General features: G+C 66.1%; 16 protein-coding genes. 6 read left to right on the top strand and 10 right to left on the bottom strand.

What is annotated here, in order from left to right; all coding sequences use genetic code 11:
• The first annotated feature begins 4 nt into the window (after positions 1–4).
• Positions 5–1,534: a S41 family peptidase gene (locus tag C0541_RS04010; protein ID WP_115045972.1), complete on the top strand. Its 1,530-nt coding sequence runs from the start codon at positions 5–7 to the stop codon at positions 1,532–1,534.
• Between the two features lie 249 nt (positions 1,535–1,783).
• Here the strand turns inward: C0541_RS04010 and C0541_RS04005 are convergent, their stop codons facing one another.
• The 3 genes from C0541_RS04005 to C0541_RS03995 form a co-directional block, all read right to left on the bottom strand.
• Positions 1,784–2,770: a D-2-hydroxyacid dehydrogenase family protein gene (locus tag C0541_RS04005; RefSeq protein ID WP_115045970.1), complete on the bottom strand. Its 987-nt coding sequence runs from the start codon at positions 2,768–2,770 to the stop codon at positions 1,784–1,786.
• Positions 2,770–3,090 carry a DUF1820 family protein gene (locus C0541_RS04000; protein WP_115045967.1) on the bottom strand — a complete coding sequence of 107 codons (321 nt, stop codon included), beginning with the start codon at positions 3,088–3,090 and terminating at the stop codon, positions 2,770–2,772. Before C0541_RS04000 ends, C0541_RS04005 begins: the two co-directional genes overlap by 1 nt.
• Before the next feature lie 103 nt (positions 3,091–3,193).
• Positions 3,194–3,886 carry a rhomboid family intramembrane serine protease gene (locus tag C0541_RS03995; RefSeq protein ID WP_115045965.1) on the bottom strand — a complete coding sequence of 231 codons (693 nt, stop codon included), beginning with the start codon at positions 3,884–3,886 and terminating at the stop codon, positions 3,194–3,196.
• A 217-nt stretch (positions 3,887–4,103) separates the two neighbouring features.
• Here C0541_RS03995 and C0541_RS03990 point away from each other — a divergent pair, with 217 nt between their 5' ends.
• Together C0541_RS03990 and C0541_RS03985 are read left to right on the top strand one after the other, a co-directional pair.
• Positions 4,104–5,444, top strand: coding sequence for an outer membrane protein transport protein (locus tag C0541_RS03990; protein ID WP_115045963.1), 1,341 nt, complete (start codon positions 4,104–4,106; stop codon positions 5,442–5,444).
• Positions 5,445–5,749: 305 nt separating this feature from the next.
• Positions 5,750–6,454: a 2OG-Fe(II) oxygenase gene (locus tag C0541_RS03985; protein ID WP_115045960.1), complete on the top strand. Its 705-nt coding sequence runs from the start codon at positions 5,750–5,752 to the stop codon at positions 6,452–6,454.
• Between the two features lie 78 nt (positions 6,455–6,532).
• On the opposite strand, the gene C0541_RS03980 is transcribed toward C0541_RS03985, so the two are convergent.
• Entirely contained in the window at positions 6,533–7,627 is a 1,095-nt protein-coding gene (locus C0541_RS03980) for a PA0069 family radical SAM protein (RefSeq protein WP_115047245.1), read from the bottom strand.
• Positions 7,628–7,762: 135 nt separating this feature from the next.
• Here C0541_RS03980 and cls point away from each other — a divergent pair, with 135 nt between their 5' ends.
• From cls to C0541_RS03965, 3 genes are all read left to right on the top strand, one after another.
• Positions 7,763–9,223, top strand: a complete 1,461-nt coding sequence (gene cls / locus C0541_RS03975) for a cardiolipin synthase (protein WP_115045957.1) — start codon at positions 7,763–7,765, stop codon at positions 9,221–9,223.
• 74 nt (positions 9,224–9,297) lie between these two features.
• Positions 9,298–9,567 (top strand): hypothetical protein, encoded by a 270-nt coding sequence (locus C0541_RS03970; RefSeq protein WP_115047243.1) that lies wholly within the window; start codon positions 9,298–9,300, stop codon positions 9,565–9,567.
• A gap of 10 nt (positions 9,568–9,577) precedes the next feature.
• Complete coding sequence (locus C0541_RS03965) at positions 9,578–10,345, top strand: pyridoxine 5'-phosphate synthase (RefSeq protein ID WP_115047241.1); 768 nt, start codon at positions 9,578–9,580, stop codon at positions 10,343–10,345.
• 83 nt (positions 10,346–10,428) lie between these two features.
• On the opposite strand, the gene C0541_RS03960 is transcribed toward C0541_RS03965, so the two are convergent.
• The 6 genes from C0541_RS03960 to C0541_RS03935 all read right to left on the bottom strand — a co-directional run bounded on the left by C0541_RS03960 (position 10,429) and on the right by C0541_RS03935 (position 14,650).
• Positions 10,429–10,806, bottom strand: coding sequence for an ExbD/TolR family protein (locus C0541_RS03960; RefSeq protein ID WP_238601254.1), 378 nt, complete (start codon positions 10,804–10,806; stop codon positions 10,429–10,431).
• Between the two features lie 93 nt (positions 10,807–10,899).
• A complete protein-coding gene (locus tag C0541_RS03955) occupies positions 10,900–11,310 on the bottom strand; it encodes an ExbD/TolR family protein (protein ID WP_011035269.1) in 411 nt (136 codons plus the stop codon).
• 3 nt (positions 11,311–11,313) lie between these two features.
• On the bottom strand, positions 11,314–11,736 hold the full coding sequence (locus C0541_RS03950; RefSeq protein WP_115045952.1) for an ExbD/TolR family protein: 423 nt from the start codon (positions 11,734–11,736) through the stop codon (positions 11,314–11,316).
• A 45-nt stretch (positions 11,737–11,781) separates the two neighbouring features.
• Positions 11,782–12,543, bottom strand: a complete 762-nt coding sequence (gene exbB / locus C0541_RS03945; protein WP_005912445.1) for a TonB-system energizer ExbB — start codon at positions 12,541–12,543, stop codon at positions 11,782–11,784.
• An 85-nt stretch (positions 12,544–12,628) separates the two neighbouring features.
• Positions 12,629–13,300, bottom strand: a complete 672-nt coding sequence (locus C0541_RS03940; RefSeq protein WP_115045950.1) for an energy transducer TonB — start codon at positions 13,298–13,300, stop codon at positions 12,629–12,631.
• A 153-nt stretch (positions 13,301–13,453) separates the two neighbouring features.
• Complete coding sequence (locus C0541_RS03935; protein WP_115045947.1) at positions 13,454–14,650, bottom strand: tetratricopeptide repeat protein; 1,197 nt, start codon at positions 14,648–14,650, stop codon at positions 13,454–13,456.
• Positions 14,651–14,734 lie beyond the last annotated feature (84 nt).

The raw sequence follows: 14,734 nt of genomic DNA, 5'->3' as shown, positions 1-14,734 counted from the left end.
CTTCATGCGCGTAGCCGTCCTGTCCGTTGCCCTGTCGCTGGCGCTGTTCGCCTCACCCGGTTGGGCGCAGAAAGCCAGTCCCGCCGCCGCCCAGGCCACTGCGGACGATCCGGAAGCCAACGAAGCCGCCGTGTCCAAGGTGCCGCTGGACGAGATCCGCCGCTTCGTGGCGGTGTACAACGCGGTCAAGCAGGCCTACGTCGACCCGGTCGAAGACAAGAAGCTGATGCACGCGGCGGTGCGCGGCCTGCTCTCGGACCTGGACCCGCACAGCACCTATTTCGACAAGGAAGATGCCGAGGCCTTCGACGAGCAGGCCACCGGCGCCTATGACGGCATCGGCGTGGAATTGCTGCAGCAGCAGGACAACACGCTCAAGGTGATCGCGCCGATCGACGACACCCCGGCCGCGCGCGCCGGCATCCGCGCCGGCGACGTCATCGTGGCCATCGACGGCAAGCCGATCGACGCCAGCAAGGCGATGGAACCGCTGCGCGGCGAATCCGGCAGCAAGGTGGTGCTGACCATCGTGCGCGACAAGGCACCCAAGCCGTTCGACGTGACCCTGCAGCGCGAGACCATCCGCGTGGCCAGCGTGCGCAGCAAGCTGCTGGAGCCGGGCTATGGCTATATCCGCATCAGCACCTTCCAGGCCGACACCGGTGCCGATTTCCAGAAGAACCTCAAGCAGCTGCAGGCCGGCGGCAAGTTGCGCGGCCTGGTGCTGGACCTGCGCAGCAACCCGGGCGGGCTGCTGACCGCGGCGGTGCAGGTGGCCGACGACCTGCTCGACAAGGGCAACATCGTCAGCACGCGCGGGCGCATCTCCATCAGCGATGCCAAGTTCGACGCCACCCCGGGCGACCTGCTCGGCGGCGCACCGGTGGTGGTGCTGGTGGACGCCGGCTCGGCCAGCGCCTCGGAAGTGCTGGCCGGCGCGCTGCGCGACAACCAGCGTGCGCGCATCATCGGCAGCCGCACCTTCGGCAAGGGCTCGGTGCAGACCGTGCTGCCGCTGGACAACGGCGACTCGGTCAAGCTCACCACCGCGCGCTACTACACGCCCAGCGGCAAGTCGATCCAGGCCAGCGGCATCGTGCCGGAGGTGCTGCTCACCCCCGAACCGCAACCCGGCGATGCCGACGTGCCGGCCAGCCTGGCCGACTTCAGCGAAGCCACGCTGCCGGGCCATCTGCGGGGCGATGCGGAAGGCGAGGAGGGCTACACAGCCGGGGACGTGCTGCCGGGCGATGGCCCGATCGCCGCCGCGCTGGCCGAGCTCAAGCAGCCCGGCTCGGCGGCCAAGGCGCAAGCCGCGCTCAAGGCCAGGGCGCAGGCAGCGCAGAAGGCCAGGGCCGCCAAGCCGGCGGCCGACCCCAAGCCGCCTGCCGCGCGCCCGGCAGCGGCCGACAAGCCCAAGCCTGCCGACAAGCCGCGCGAACCGGCTGAAAAGGCCACGCCGGCCACGCCGGCCGAACCGACCCCACCGGCTGCGCCTGCGGACCGGCCCAAACCGGCCGAACCGGTCAAGTAATCCGGCCAGGGCGCAGCGGGTACATCACCCGCTGCGCGCCCGGCGCGATCGATAGGCGCCGGCACTGCAACGCCACTGCATGCATTTGTCGATTAACCCACTCGCCACAACGCTGGCCGGGTTTGACGTCGACCTTGGACCCTGCCACAGCGCAGACACCCTTGAACGCAAAAACGTCGGTAGGAGCGACCTTGGTCGCGACAGCCCTTCCCGCGCACGCGATCACCACGTCAACCAAGCGTTACCGCCTCACCGCACAATCGCCAACGCCTCGGGATTGACCAGGTTGCGCGGCGTGCCTGCGGCAAATGCCAGCACGTTGTCGAACGCCGCCTCGAAGTACAGCGCGTAGCTGTCGCTTTCCACATAGCCCAGATGCGGCGTCGCCAGCACGCGCGGATGCTGCAGCAACGGATCGCGCGCATCCAGCACCGGTTCGCGCTCGAACACATCCACCGCTGCCTGTGCCGGCCGGCCCGCATCCAGCGCGGCCAGCAGGGCGCCGGGCGCGATCAGCTCGGCGCGGCTGGTGTTGACCAGCAACGCATCCGGGCGCATCCGCGCCAGATCCTGCGCGGTCACCTGGTGACGCGTCTGCGCGGTCAGGCGCCGATGCAGCGACAGCACATCACTGCGTTCGAACAGCTCCTCGCGGCTGGCGGCGATGGCCAAGCCATCGCGCGCGGCCTGTGCGCATGAGGCTTCGCCGCCCCAGACCAGCACCTGCATGCCGAACGCACGCCCGAAGCCGGCCACGCGCTGGCCGATCCGCCCGTAACTCCAGATGCCCAGGGTGCGCCCGTGCAGCGCGCGCCCCAGGCCGGGGTCGCCCAGCGCCTGCCAGCGGCCCTGGTGCAGCGCGCGCTGGTACTCGCTCAGGCGCCGGCTGGCCGACAGGATCAGCGCCCAGGTCAGTTCGGCCGGCGCCACCGGCGAGCCGACGCCCTCGGCCACCGCCACCCCGAACCCGGTGCACGCGGCCACGTCCAGGTGCGCGCCGATGCGGCCGGTCTGGCTGATCAACTTCAGGCGCGGCAGCCGCCGCAACAGCGTGGCGTCCACGCGGGTGCGCTCGCGGATCAGCACCAGCGCATCGGCTTCGACCAGCCGCTCGGCCCATTCGTTGGGATCGGTGGCCAGCGCCCCCAGCACCTGCACCTCGTGGCCGTGCAGGCGCTGCAGGCAGGGCAGGTGACGCACGGCGCCCTGGTAATCGTCGGGCACCAGGATGCGCATCAACGCGGCTTGGTCGGCAACGGGAACGGCGTGACCACCTTGTCGCCGGTGGCGGCGTCGCGGATCACCGACTGGCCCTTCTTCTCGACTTCCTCGATGCGCACGATGCTCTGCATCGGCAGGTGCAGGGTCTTGGTGTTGCCGAACTCTTCGCGCAGGCGCTCTTCGGTGGGATCGACCACCAGCCCGTCGTGCACGTCGAACACCAGCTCGCCGATCTGGTTGAAGCCCCACAGATGGCTGCCGGTGACCTGGCGGGCGTAGAGCTCGTAGACCTTGCCGTGGTTGAGGAAGGTGACTTTGTACAGGGGCTTGGACATGCGGCGATTATAGGCGCGCCACCGCGCGCCACCGCGCGACGCAGCGCAAGGCCGGCGCATCACGGCGCCCAGGAGCACCCGCCGTGTGCCGATCGGCGCGCCGCTAGAAGCCGTGGCGCTTGCGCAGCCGCCGTGCGATCGCCGCGCGCACGTACAGCCCGTAGACGATGCCGAACACGAATCCGGCGATATGCGCCGACCACGCCACCATGCCGAAGGCCGGCCCGATGTAGGCAAACACCACCTGCAGCAGCGCCCAGGCGCCGATCAGCAGCGGCGCCGGCACGCGGATGAATTCCAGGAACACGCCCAGCGGCAGCACCACGCCCAGCTTGGCGCCGGGAAACAGCGCCAGATAGGTGCCGATCAACGCCGACACCGCACCCGAGGCACCGATGATCACCCGGTCCGGCGTGCCGATCGCGAAGATCGCCGCCAGGTTGGAGGCCGCACCACCGACCAGGAACAGCAGCAGCAGGCGCCACGGCCCGAGGATGCGCTCGGCCGGCAGCCCGAAGATCAGCAGGAACACCAGGTTGCCGAGCAGGTGCGACCAGTCGGCATGCAGGAACAATGCGGTGAACAGCCGCAGCACGCTGCCGTCGCGCAGCGTCGCCCACCAGTCGCCCAGGTTGGACACGCCGCTGGACAGCGCACCCCAGTCCAGCCACAGCGTGTTGCGCGCTTCGCCGGGCCGGCTGATCGACCACAGATAGGCCAGCCAGACGGTTGCGAACAGCAACGGCACTGCCCAGCGCGGGGTGGATTTCTTGCGGGAGGGGAGAGAGACGAACATCGGAGTGGCACTCTAGCGGGTTCACGCTCCTGAACCCATCCCTAACCTGTCCAGCCAATCAAAACGCGCTTCGTTATTGTTGGGTTAATCGTCGTGGGTATACTGCGTACGGCGTCGTATGTCGGGGGGGGGTCTCCGGCGCGCTCCAGCAGCCACTTGGCGCTGGGCGCGGGCGCTGTACCGACCACTGCAGTCCTTATCCGGAGAGCACCACCTTATGTCTACCGCTTCCACTCTCAGCCGCGCCACCCTGTTGGCCGTCGGCATCGCCGGCGTTCTGGCCGTTGGCCAGGCCCACGGCGCCGCCTTCCAGCTGAAGGAAAACAGCGCCAAGGGCCTCGGCCGCGCCTTCGCCGGTTCTGGCAGCGCCCCGGACGATGCCTCGATCATCGTCAACAACCCGGCCGGCATGCGCCAGCTGGACGGCCGCCTGTTCCAGGCCGACGTCAGCGCCATCAGCTTCTCGGCCAAGTTCCAGCCCGAGACGGCAACCTATGCCAATGGCGCCCCGGTCTCCGGCGGCAATGGCGGCGACGCCGGCATGATCGCGCCGGTCCCGGCGATGTATTTCCACGTGCCGTTCGGCGAGAACGACAACATGCACCTGGGCACCTCGCTGACCGTGCCGTTCGGCTTCAAGACCGAATACGACAGCAACTGGGTCGGCCGCTACCACGGCACCAAGACCGAGCTGCAGGCGATCGACTTCAATGTCGCGTTCTCCTACGACGTGAATCCGTACGTGTCCTTCGGCGCATCGGTGTTCGCCGAGCGCCTGGACATCGAGCTCGGCAACGCAGTGGACGCCGGCTCGATCCTGGCGCGCTCGCGCGTCCCCGGCTTCGCACCGGGCAATGCCGATGGCGCGCTGAGGATGAAGGGCCACAGCACCGAAGTGGGCTTCACCCTCGGTGGCCTGTTCAGCGTCGACGAGAACACCCACATCGGTTTCAGCTACCGCTCGGAAGTGGAGCACAAGATCACCGGCGCGGACGTCGATTTCACCATCCCGCCCAATGCCTCGGCGGTGTTCGCGCGCGCAGCGCCAGGCACCTTCATCGACACCAGCGGCCGCGCCACCGTCAAGTTGCCGGCCAGCGCCACGGCCAGCTTCACCCACAACGTGAACGAGCAGTGGTCGATCATGGCGGACGTGACCCGCACTGCCTGGAGCAAGTTCGACCAGGTCACGCTGGATTTCGCCTCCAACCAGCCCAACACCGTGCTGGACTTCTCCTACCGCGACACCACCTTCGCCTCGATCGGTGCCGACTACCGCATGAGCGAGACGCTGACCCTGCGTGGCGGCCTGGCCTACGACCAGACCCCGACCACCGCCGAGCACCGCGACGTGCGCGTGCCGGATGCGAGCCGCAAGTGGGTTTCGCTGGGTCTGAGCTGGCGTCCGTCGCAGCAGGCCGAGTACAACTTCGGTTACACCCACCTGTTCACCAGTGACCCGACCAGCGACACCGTCAGCGCCACCGGCGACCGCCTGGCCGGCAGCTACAACGTCAAGGGCGACGTGCTGGCCGCTTCGATCAACTACAAGTTCTGATCGTCGTAGCGCCTTTGGTGTGACGAAAAACCCCGCTTCGGCGGGGTTTTTCGTTGCGGCCGTGCGCGCGCCGCCACATGCGCTGCAGGCCGGCGGCTGGTTGCCGCTGCGCAAGTTCACCCAGCGCCATCGCAGCGGCACACTGGCCGGCATGGCGCGCATCGGCGTGCTGCGGCGCGGTCTTTTCCGGGCGACGCAGCGCCGAGACATGCAGCGGCGATGCCTCATGGCAACGCGCCAACCGAGGCCGCGTACGCCGCCCGGCGCGCTGTGCAGGGGGCAGCGCGATTGCTATCGTCGTGCGCATGAGCCAACCCGACTTCATCCAGATCACCGACGACGCCGTCTCGCGCGAGGATTGCGCCGCCATCGTGCAGCGCATGCGCGACAGCCAGCAGTTGCATCCCGGCCGCATCGGGGGCGGCGTGTTTCCCGAACTCAAACACAGCCGCGACCTGCGCATCAGCGGGGTGGCCGAATGGGCGGCGGTGGAAAACCGCCTGCAACAGGCCGTGTTCGAAGGTGTGCTGACCTACCTGCGGCAGTATCCACAAGCCCTGATCTCACCGCTGATGCTGCAGGTCACCACCGCCGACGGCAGCCCGCACCGGCTGGTGGCCGAGGACATCGCGCAGATGAGCGACCAGGCGCTGGGCGACCTGGCCCGTACCTGCCTGCGCCCGGGCGCGATCAACCTGCAGTGGTACACCGCCGACCGGGGCGGCTATCCGTACTGGCATTGCGAACTGTATCCACGCGACGCCAGCGCCGACACGCTGCACCGGCACCTGCTATGGACGCTGTACCTCAACGAAGAGTTCGAACAGGGCGAAACCGAATTCCTGTTCCAGCAACGCAAGGCCCGCCCGCGCACCGGCAGCCTGCTGATCGCCCCCACCGCCTTCACCCACACCCACCGCGGCAACCGCCCGGTCGGCGGCGACAAGTTCATTGCCACCAGCTGGATCCTGTTCCAGCCGGCAAGTGCCTTGTACGGCGGGGATTCGTGATTCGGGATTTGGGATAGGTAAGGGCAGGTCACTGCAGTACGCCGGCTGTTACGAATCCCCAATCCCCAATCTCTGCCACTAGAACAGACTGCCTTGCGGCGATTGCGGGACCGGCTTGGCCGGTGGGGCAGGGCGCCGGAACCTGCCGGTGTCCAGCGCCGGCATGGTGCGGGCGTCGAAACCGTAGCGGCGGTGGGCCAGCGCGAAGCGGCGTGCCAGCAGCTCCGCGTACACGCCCTGTCCGCGCAGGCGTGTGCCGAAGGTGCTGTCGTAGTCCTTGCCGCCGCGCAGTTGCTGGATCGTGCTCATCACGTGCGCGGCGCGTTGCGGGTGATGGGTCTGCAGCCAGTCGCGGAACAGCGGCGCCACTTCGTGCGGCAGCCGCAGCAGCACATAGCCGGCACTGTGCGCGCCGGCATCGGATGCGGCCTGCAGGATCGCCTCCAGCTCGTGATCATTGATCCACGGGATCACCGGCGCGGCCATCACCCCGACCGGCACGCCGGCCTCGTGCAGTGCCCGCATCGCGCGCAGGCGGGCGTGCGGCGCAGACGCGCGCGGTTCCAGCCGGGCCGACAGATGCGGGTCCAGCGTGGTCACCGAAAAATGCACGTTGACCAGGCCCTCGCGTGCCAGCGGCGCGAGCAGATCCAGATCGCGCGTCACCAACGCATTCTTGGTGATCAGCGTGAACGGGTGTCGGGTCTCCCACAGCACCTCGATCAAGCGCCGCGTCAGCGCGCGTTTGCGCTCGATCGGCTGGGACGCATCGGTATTGATACCCAGCGCGATCGGGCTGGGCACATAGCCCGGGCGCGACAGTTCGCGCCGCAGCAGCTCCGGCGCATTGGTCTTGGCGAATAGCTTGGTCTCGAAATCCAGCCCGGGCGACAGGTTCAGATACGCATGCGAGGGCCGCGCAAAGCAGTAACTGCAACCATGCTCGCAGCCACGATACGGGTTGACCGATTGCGAGAAGCCGATGTCCGGCGATTGATTGCGGCTGATGATGCTGCGCGCGGTTTCCTCGCTGACCTGGGTGCGCAATGCCGACGCGGCGAACTCCTCGCTGTCGTCGGCGTACCAGCCATCGTCCACCGGCTGGTGGGTGGTGGTTTCGAAGCGTCCGGGCAGATGGCCGGTCGCACCGCGGCCCTTGATCGCAGTTGCCATCGCGTCATCGTACGGCCGGCAGGTCTCAGGCACTGCGATCACGCGCACGCCACGATGAAGCTTTCAGACCCGGCGCGGCGATCGCGTTGGCCGCATGGTCACCGCAGTGGCACGCGCGCCCCGTAGAATCCGCGCATGCTCGCATCCGTACAGGGCGCGTGGGATCGGCTGGCCACCATTCCCCACCTCGAAGCGCTTCTTCTTGCCGCCTACGTGTTGTATCTGCTGTGGATCGCCAGCTGGATCGTGCTGCAGAAGCGCGAGCCGGTGGCCACGCTCAGCTGGCTGCTGTCGCTGGCCGCGCTGCCGTATCTGGGCCTGCTGATCTACTACTGGCTCGGCCCGCAAAAGGTCAAACGCCAGCGACTGCGACGCGGCCGCTCGCGCTCGGGCATGGAGAGCTACAGCAGCGTCTGCCCGCCGGACGCCGACTGCACCGAGCTGGCCAAGATTGCCCAGTCCACCACCGGCCTGGCCCCCAGCAGCGCCACCGAGGTGCACTGGCTGGTGGATGGCGCGGCCACTTACGCGGCCATCATCGAGGCCATCGGCGGTGCGCGCGACCACATCCACCTGCAGTACTACATCTTCCAGCCCGACCACAGCGGCACCGCGATCTGCGACGCGCTGATGGAGCGCGCGCGCGCCGGCGTCAAGGTGCGCCTGCTGCTGGATGCGGTGGGCTCGTCGGCGATGACCCGGCGCAGCTTGCGGGCGCTGCGCGCGGCCGGCGTGGAGACCGCCTGGTTCCATCCGTCCCAGCTGTTCAAGCCGTTCAAGCGGCCGTGGCTGAACCTGCGCACCCACCGCAAGGTGGTCGTGGTCGACGGCCGGATCGGCTTCACCGGCGGCATCAACGTCACCGACGAAGAGAACGAGCAGGTGCGCAGCGATGCCTATCGCGACCTGCACGTGCGCCTGCAGGGCCACGTGGTGCGCAGCCTGCAGCTGGTGTTCCTGGAAGACTGGCTCTACGCCACCGGGCAGGGCCGCGCCGCCTTCCACGGCCAGCAGCTCTGGCCCGAGGACGTGCCAAGCCGCGCGCAAGGCGATGTCGACGCCCAGGTGCTGATCTCCGGGCCGGATTCGTCGTGGGAGTCCATCCACCGGCTGATGGTCGCTGCGATTCACGAGGCCCGGCATCGGGTCTGGCTGGTCACGCCGTACTTTGTGCCCGGCGAGGCCGCGCGCATGGCGCTGACTTCGGCCGCCCTGGGGGGTCTGGACGTGCGCCTGCTGGTACCGCGCGTCAGCGACTCGCGCCTGGTCACCTACGCGGCGCGTTCGTATTTCGACGAGCTGCTCGAGGCCGGCGTGCGCATCTACGAATACGGCCCGCGCATGCTGCACACCAAGGCGCTGCTGGCCGACGACGACGTCTGCATCGTCGGCAGCGCCAATTTCGACAGCCGCAGCTTTCGCCTGAACTTCGAGCTGTCGATGCTGTTCCGCGACCAGGCGGTGGCCGCCGAACTGGCCGGTCTGATCGACACCGACCTGCAGCAGGCACAGGAAGTGCGCTTCGTCCGCCATCGACCGCTGTGGCGCTCGCGGCTGCCCGAAGCCTGCGCGCGGCTGCTGTCGCCGCTGCTGTGAACCGCATCGCCGCGCCCACGTGGAACCTTGCCGGGCGCGGCGCTACACTGCCGCCACTGATCGGGGAGCGCGTCATGCACTGGCTGTTTCTGCTTATGGCGTTGGGTGCGCTGGTGCTGGCCTTCAGCACGCCGCATGTGTGGTTGCTGGTGGCCTCGCTGCTGGTAGCACTGCTGTTGCTGCTGCTGTGGACGCGCGGCTGGTTCGCCTCGCGCATGGGCGATGCCCAGCGCGACACCAGCAGCTTGATCGACCCGGCCGAACTGCGCCGCCTGCGCGAGATCGCCGAAGCCCGCAAGGCCGCCGCACTCAACGCCACCCGTGATGGCGAGCCGCAGCCCTGAGACCCACGCAGTGACCACCCAGCTCAGCGTCAACGTCAACAAGATCGCGGTGCTGCGCAATTCGCGCGGCGGGCACGACCCGGATGTGGTGCAGGCCGCACGCACCTGCATTGCCGCCGGCGCGCACGGCATCACCGTGCACCCGCGCCCGGACCAGCGGCATATCCGCGCCGACGATGTGCTGGCGCTGAGCGCGCTGACACGCGAGCACGGCGTCGAATTCAATATCGAGGGCAATCCGTTTGCGCCGCCACGCGACGGGTATCCTGGCCTGCTGGAATTATGTCGTGCCACCCGTCCCGAGCAGGTCACCCTGGTCCCGGATGGCGATGGACAACTGACCTCCGACCACGGATTCGATTTTGCCCAGGACACCACCCAGCTCGCCGTGTTGATCGCCGCGTTCAAGGCGATCGGTGCTCGCGTCAGTCTGTTTGTCGATGCCGGCAATCCCGCTATCGCGCAGGCGGCAGTACTCGGTGCAGACCGCATCGAGTTGTATACCGGCCCGTATGCGCAGGCGCATCTGAGCGGCCAGCCGGATGCTGCATTCCCGCTGTTTTCCGACGCAGCGCAACGCGCAGCCGCCGCAGGTCTGGGCATCAATGCCGGACACGATTTGTCGCAGGCCAATCTCGGCGACTTTCTGAGCGCTGTCCCGGGCGTACTCGAAGTCTCGATCGGCCATGCATTGATCAGCGAAGCCTTGTATCAAGGCCTGGATGCGACCGTGCACGCCTATCTGGACATACTGCGCGGCGCATCGATCAGCGCTTGAGATAATCAAGTCGATTATGTAGATGCGTTGCTCAGTTACCAGGTATTGCATCGGGGCAGGGTTTCGGTCCCCCGATGCAATCGTTATCGATGACTTGCGGCTGATTTACCAGGCTGGTGAATCACCCACTGCTGCACGGAACTGATGCGATCCACCTGGGTCTTCTTGGCCCCATCCAGCGCCTTGGCCATCACCGCGTACTCGGCATCCGCACTGGCGACGATGCGCAGCTCCGGCTGATTGCCGGTTGCCCGGCGCATCTGTTCGATCAACCCGTGCTGCAACTCCTGCAGCATGACCGGGCTTGCAGTCCGGGACACCTGGCCGCTGGCGGCCACCCACAACGCGACTGGTGCAGGCGGTTCCGGTCGTGACAGCGCTCGCTCGCTGCGCCGTGGCAGATCCATGGTGATTGGCTGCCCCAGCATCGGCACCGTGACGATGAAGATGATCAACAACACCGCACTGTCGCCTGATCGAGCATAAAAAAACGCCACCGTTTCCGGTGGCGTTGCAGTCGCGTCATGACTGTTGTGTTGCGGTGTTGCGATGTCTTACTGCATGAAGCCGATTTTCTTCATCTGCGAGTTCTTCGCCGCAGCGAGCACCTTGGCCATCACTTCGTACTCCGCATCTTCATTGGCATCGATGCGCAGTTCCGGCTGATTGGTCGGATCGGCCTGCACCACTTCTTCCATCTTCTGCTGCAACTGCGCGACCGGGGTCGGGCTGTTGTTCCAGAACACCTGGTTGCTGGCGTCGATCCGCAACTCGATCGGCGGCGGCGGTTCGGTCGTCTGCGGTGGCGGGTTGAGCACCCGCTGCGGCAGATCCACGGCGATCGGGTAGGTCATGATCGGCGCGGTCACGATGAAGATGATCAGCAGCACCAACATCACGTCCACCAGGGGCGTGACGTTGATGTCGGCCATTGGGCCGCGGTTTCCACCGGTACTGAATGCCATGGCTTACTGCCCCTTCTCTTTGGTTGCGACGAAGCCGACGTCCAACATGCCCTGACCCTGCGCGATCTTGGTGATCTCGTTGATCGTACGCATCTTGGTCGTGCGGTCGCCACGCAAATTGAGCGGCGGCTGCGGCGTCTGCTGTGCGGCGGTGGACAGGCGCGATTCCAGGGCTTCCTTGGAAATCGGCTCGTCGTTCCAGTACAGCGACCCGTCTTCCTTGACGGCCAGGGTGATCGGCGCGGCACGTTTCTCCGCGTCTTCCTTCTGGACCAGGTTGGCCTCTGGCAGCTCCACCTTGACCTTATGGGACATCAGCGGTGCCGTAATGATGAAGATGATCAGCAGCACCAACATCACGTCCACGAGGGGCGTCACGTTGATGTCGGCCATCGGGCCACCGCTGTTTCCACTACTGAAGGCCATAACGGGCTCCGTCTAAATCGTTGCGAAGTCGTTCTTTACTACGGATTAGCGAACGCGCGAACCAGTGGCGAAGAAGTCGTGCAGGTCGTGGGCGAAGGTGTCGAACTTGGCGATCACCGAGCTGTTGACCTTGGAGAAGAAGTTGAACGCGAACACGGCCGGGATCGCGACGAACAGACCGATCGCGGTCATGATCAGCGCTTCACCCACCGGGCCGGCCACGGCGTCGATGGAGGCCGAACCGGTCGCACCGATCTTGATCAGCGCGCCGTAGATGCCCCACACGGTACCGAGCAGACCGACGAACGGCGCGGTCGCACCGACGGTGGCCAGCAGGGTCATGCCCGACTGCAACTTGGTGCTTTCGCGGGTCACGGCCTGACGCAGGGCGCGATCGACGAATTCCGAACGGCTCAGGCTCTCGCCCAGGCCACCGGTGCTGCCTTCGGCGCGCTGGTGGTGAGCAGCAGCCTGCGCTGCGTCCAGTGCGATCTTGGAGAACGGCTCGGAAGCCGGCTGCTCTTCCATGGCGCGGATGGCGTCCTGTGCATTCGGGGCATCCCAGAACGCGGTGGTGACGCGGTCAGCCGCGCTCTTCAGACGGGTGGCACGGAAGATGTTGATGACGGTCCAGTACCAGGAGGCAGCGGACATGGCGATCAGGGTGATCAGAACGACCCAGGACACGGCGAAATCGCCGGGGCTGGACGTCATTTCAGTGATCAAGTGCTCGAAGCCCATCTGCGACAGGGCGGCCGACGGATTGGAGCCCCCTGCAGCGGCGGCGATAAAGAATTCCTGCAGCATGACGCTTACCTTTGTTGTGTGTGGTGATGAAGGGTGGAGCGAAAGGAAGACAGGATCCTGGGCCGGCCGTGGCCGGCCCGTGGGATCAGTTCAGAGCAAAGTTGACCGGGACGCGGACACGTCCGGCGGCTTTCTGCCCGTTGACAGTGGAGGCATTGAACTTCCACTTGCGTGCTGCGTCCATCGCGGCACGGTCAAGGTCGCGGTTGCGGCTGGACTTTTCGACCGACACGTTGGTCACGTTGCCGCTGGCATCCACATCCACGATCAGGATGACCTCGCCCTGGACACCGGCCCGGAATGCAGCGGGCGGGTACTTCGGCGGGTTCATGTTCTTGGACGAGATATCGACACTGGCGCCGATGTCGCTCGGCGGAGTCGGAGGACTCGGCGGGCTCGGCGGCGTGACGATATCGCTGGGACGCGGTTCGGGAACATCGACAACCGGCGCTTCCGGCGGCGGCGGAACCGGTGACGGCTTCGGCGGCGACAGATTCTTGACCGGCGGTGGCGGCTTGTCTTCCGGCGGCGGCGGCGGCGGCGGCGGCGGGGGAGGAGGCGGTGCATCCACCAGGGTGACCATGGTGGTGCGCTCCTTCTCTGCCGGAGCCTTCGGCGCCACTGCAGGGATCAGCAACATCATCAGTGCAGTGAGGTGCAGGGCAATTACAAAAGCAATGCCGATAATGCGGGCCCAGCTCAGACCCTGGTTCCCGGCATCATAGTCATGCCTGTGGATAACGAGTTGTTCCGTCATGCGCCAATGGCTCTTTCAGTGGGGGCCCCGGATCACTGTGATGATCCCCAGGTTTTCGGACGGCTTTGACACCGCAGGAACCCCCAAGCTTATACCAATCCCGAGTCCTGTAACCACTAAAAACACAGGGATTTCGGGGGTTTATTTTCTTTTTTACTTCAGATTGATGATCTTCTTGGCGTCATCGGGTTTTTTGACACCCTTGGCGATTGCCTGCTGCGCGGCCTGCTTGGCCTCCGGGATGCGACCTTCCGAATGCAGCACCTTGGCCAGGTTCAGATAGGTCTCGCCGTCCTTGGAAAGCGGTGCGGCCTTTTGCCAATTCTCGATCGCCTTGGGCACGTCCTCGCTGTAGTAATACGACTGTGCCAGCGCAAGGTATGTCTGATAATCGGGTTTGAGGATGCCTTTTTGCATACCTTCGTTAATGACCGCGATAACGTCCTTTTCCTTGTTCTCGGTGTTGGCGTAGATGGAATACAACTGCTTGTACTCCTTTTCTTCGGTCAACTGCCCGGCAGCGCGCAGCTTGTCCATCACTGCGGCGGCCTTGTCCATCTGATCGGCCTGCATGTACATGCTGGCCAGGTTGAGCTGGGCCTTCTTGTCGTTCGGCGTCTTGGCGGCAAGCGCCTCGGCGGCGGCCACCGCTTCACCGGTCTGGCCGGCTTCGGCGTAGGACGCCATCAGCAACTGGTTCCAGGTGTCCTTCGGCTCGGGCGAGGCGGCGATGGCCTGCTTCAGCACCGGAATGGCTTCCTTGTAGCGCTCGGCCTGGTACAGCGCCTGGCCCTTGAGGATCAGGTCTTCCGGACGCTGCGACTTGCTCTCTTCCAGATACTTGTCCAGCGTGGCCAGGCCTTCGGCCTGCTGGTCGTCCTGCATCTGCAACTGCGCCAGCATCAGCATCGACTGGAACTGGCCGTTGTTGTCCAGCGCATTGAGGCCGATGGCCTGCTGCAGGTACTTCTTGGCAGCGGCAGTGTCGTCCATGTTGTACGCCGCCTGGGCGGCCAGCTGAGAAGCCAGCGCCTTGTCGGCTTCATTGGCCGAGCCATTGGCGAGGATTTCGTCGGCCTGGGTCCGCACGGCCGGAAAGTCTTCGCCCTTGTTGAAGGTTTCGATCAGCTTCTGCAGCTTGCTGCCCAGCTTGGACGAAGGCTTGATCGTCGGCGCGGCGCGGGTGGACTGCGGATACAGCTCCTCGGCCTTGCCGCTGCCCTTGGACTTGCGGCTGGCGCGCTCGGACGAACGATCCGACTGCGCGACCGCATCGGTGACGACGGCCCCGCCCAGCGACGCGGCGATGAACAGGGACAACAGGGCTTGCTTGCGGTTGAGCAGTTTCATGTTTCACCTCGGACGAGCCGCCGTCGGGCGGTACGAAAAGCGGAATAAACGCTGTACGAAAAATCTGAGCCGGCAAACTTAGCA

The organism is Xanthomonas arboricola (assembly GCF_003353015.1).
In the GTDB taxonomy this organism is placed as follows: domain Bacteria; phylum Pseudomonadota; class Gammaproteobacteria; order Xanthomonadales; family Xanthomonadaceae; genus Xanthomonas; species Xanthomonas arboricola_E.
This window is presented reverse-complemented; position numbering and strand designations above follow the sequence as displayed.

Coding starts and splice junctions, on each gene's coding strand:
- C0541_RS03935 (WP_115045947.1), bottom strand. CDS start 14,650: ATGAAACTGCTCAACCGCAAGCAAGCCCTGTTGTCCCTGTTCATCGCC.
- C0541_RS03940 (WP_115045950.1), bottom strand. CDS start 13,300: ATGACGGAACAACTCGTTATCCACAGGCATGACTATGATGCCGGGAAC.
- cls (WP_115045957.1), top strand. CDS start 7,763: ATGCTCGCATCCGTACAGGGCGCGTGGGATCGGCTGGCCACCATTCCC.
- C0541_RS03990 (WP_115045963.1), top strand. CDS start 4,104: ATGTCTACCGCTTCCACTCTCAGCCGCGCCACCCTGTTGGCCGTCGGC.
- exbB (WP_005912445.1), bottom strand. CDS start 12,543: ATGCTGCAGGAATTCTTTATCGCCGCCGCTGCAGGGGGCTCCAATCCG.
- C0541_RS03950 (WP_115045952.1), bottom strand. CDS start 11,736: ATGGCCTTCAGTAGTGGAAACAGCGGTGGCCCGATGGCCGACATCAAC.
- C0541_RS03985 (WP_115045960.1), top strand. CDS start 5,750: ATGAGCCAACCCGACTTCATCCAGATCACCGACGACGCCGTCTCGCGC.
- C0541_RS03970 (WP_115047243.1), top strand. CDS start 9,298: ATGCACTGGCTGTTTCTGCTTATGGCGTTGGGTGCGCTGGTGCTGGCC.
- C0541_RS03955 (WP_011035269.1), bottom strand. CDS start 11,310: ATGGCATTCAGTACCGGTGGAAACCGCGGCCCAATGGCCGACATCAAC.
- C0541_RS04000 (WP_115045967.1), bottom strand. CDS start 3,090: ATGTCCAAGCCCCTGTACAAAGTCACCTTCCTCAACCACGGCAAGGTC.
- C0541_RS04010 (WP_115045972.1), top strand. CDS start 5: ATGCGCGTAGCCGTCCTGTCCGTTGCCCTGTCGCTGGCGCTGTTCGCC.
- C0541_RS03980 (WP_115047245.1), bottom strand. CDS start 7,627: ATGGCAACTGCGATCAAGGGCCGCGGTGCGACCGGCCATCTGCCCGGA.
- C0541_RS03995 (WP_115045965.1), bottom strand. CDS start 3,886: ATGTTCGTCTCTCTCCCCTCCCGCAAGAAATCCACCCCGCGCTGGGCA.
- C0541_RS04005 (WP_115045970.1), bottom strand. CDS start 2,770: ATGCGCATCCTGGTGCCCGACGATTACCAGGGCGCCGTGCGTCACCTG.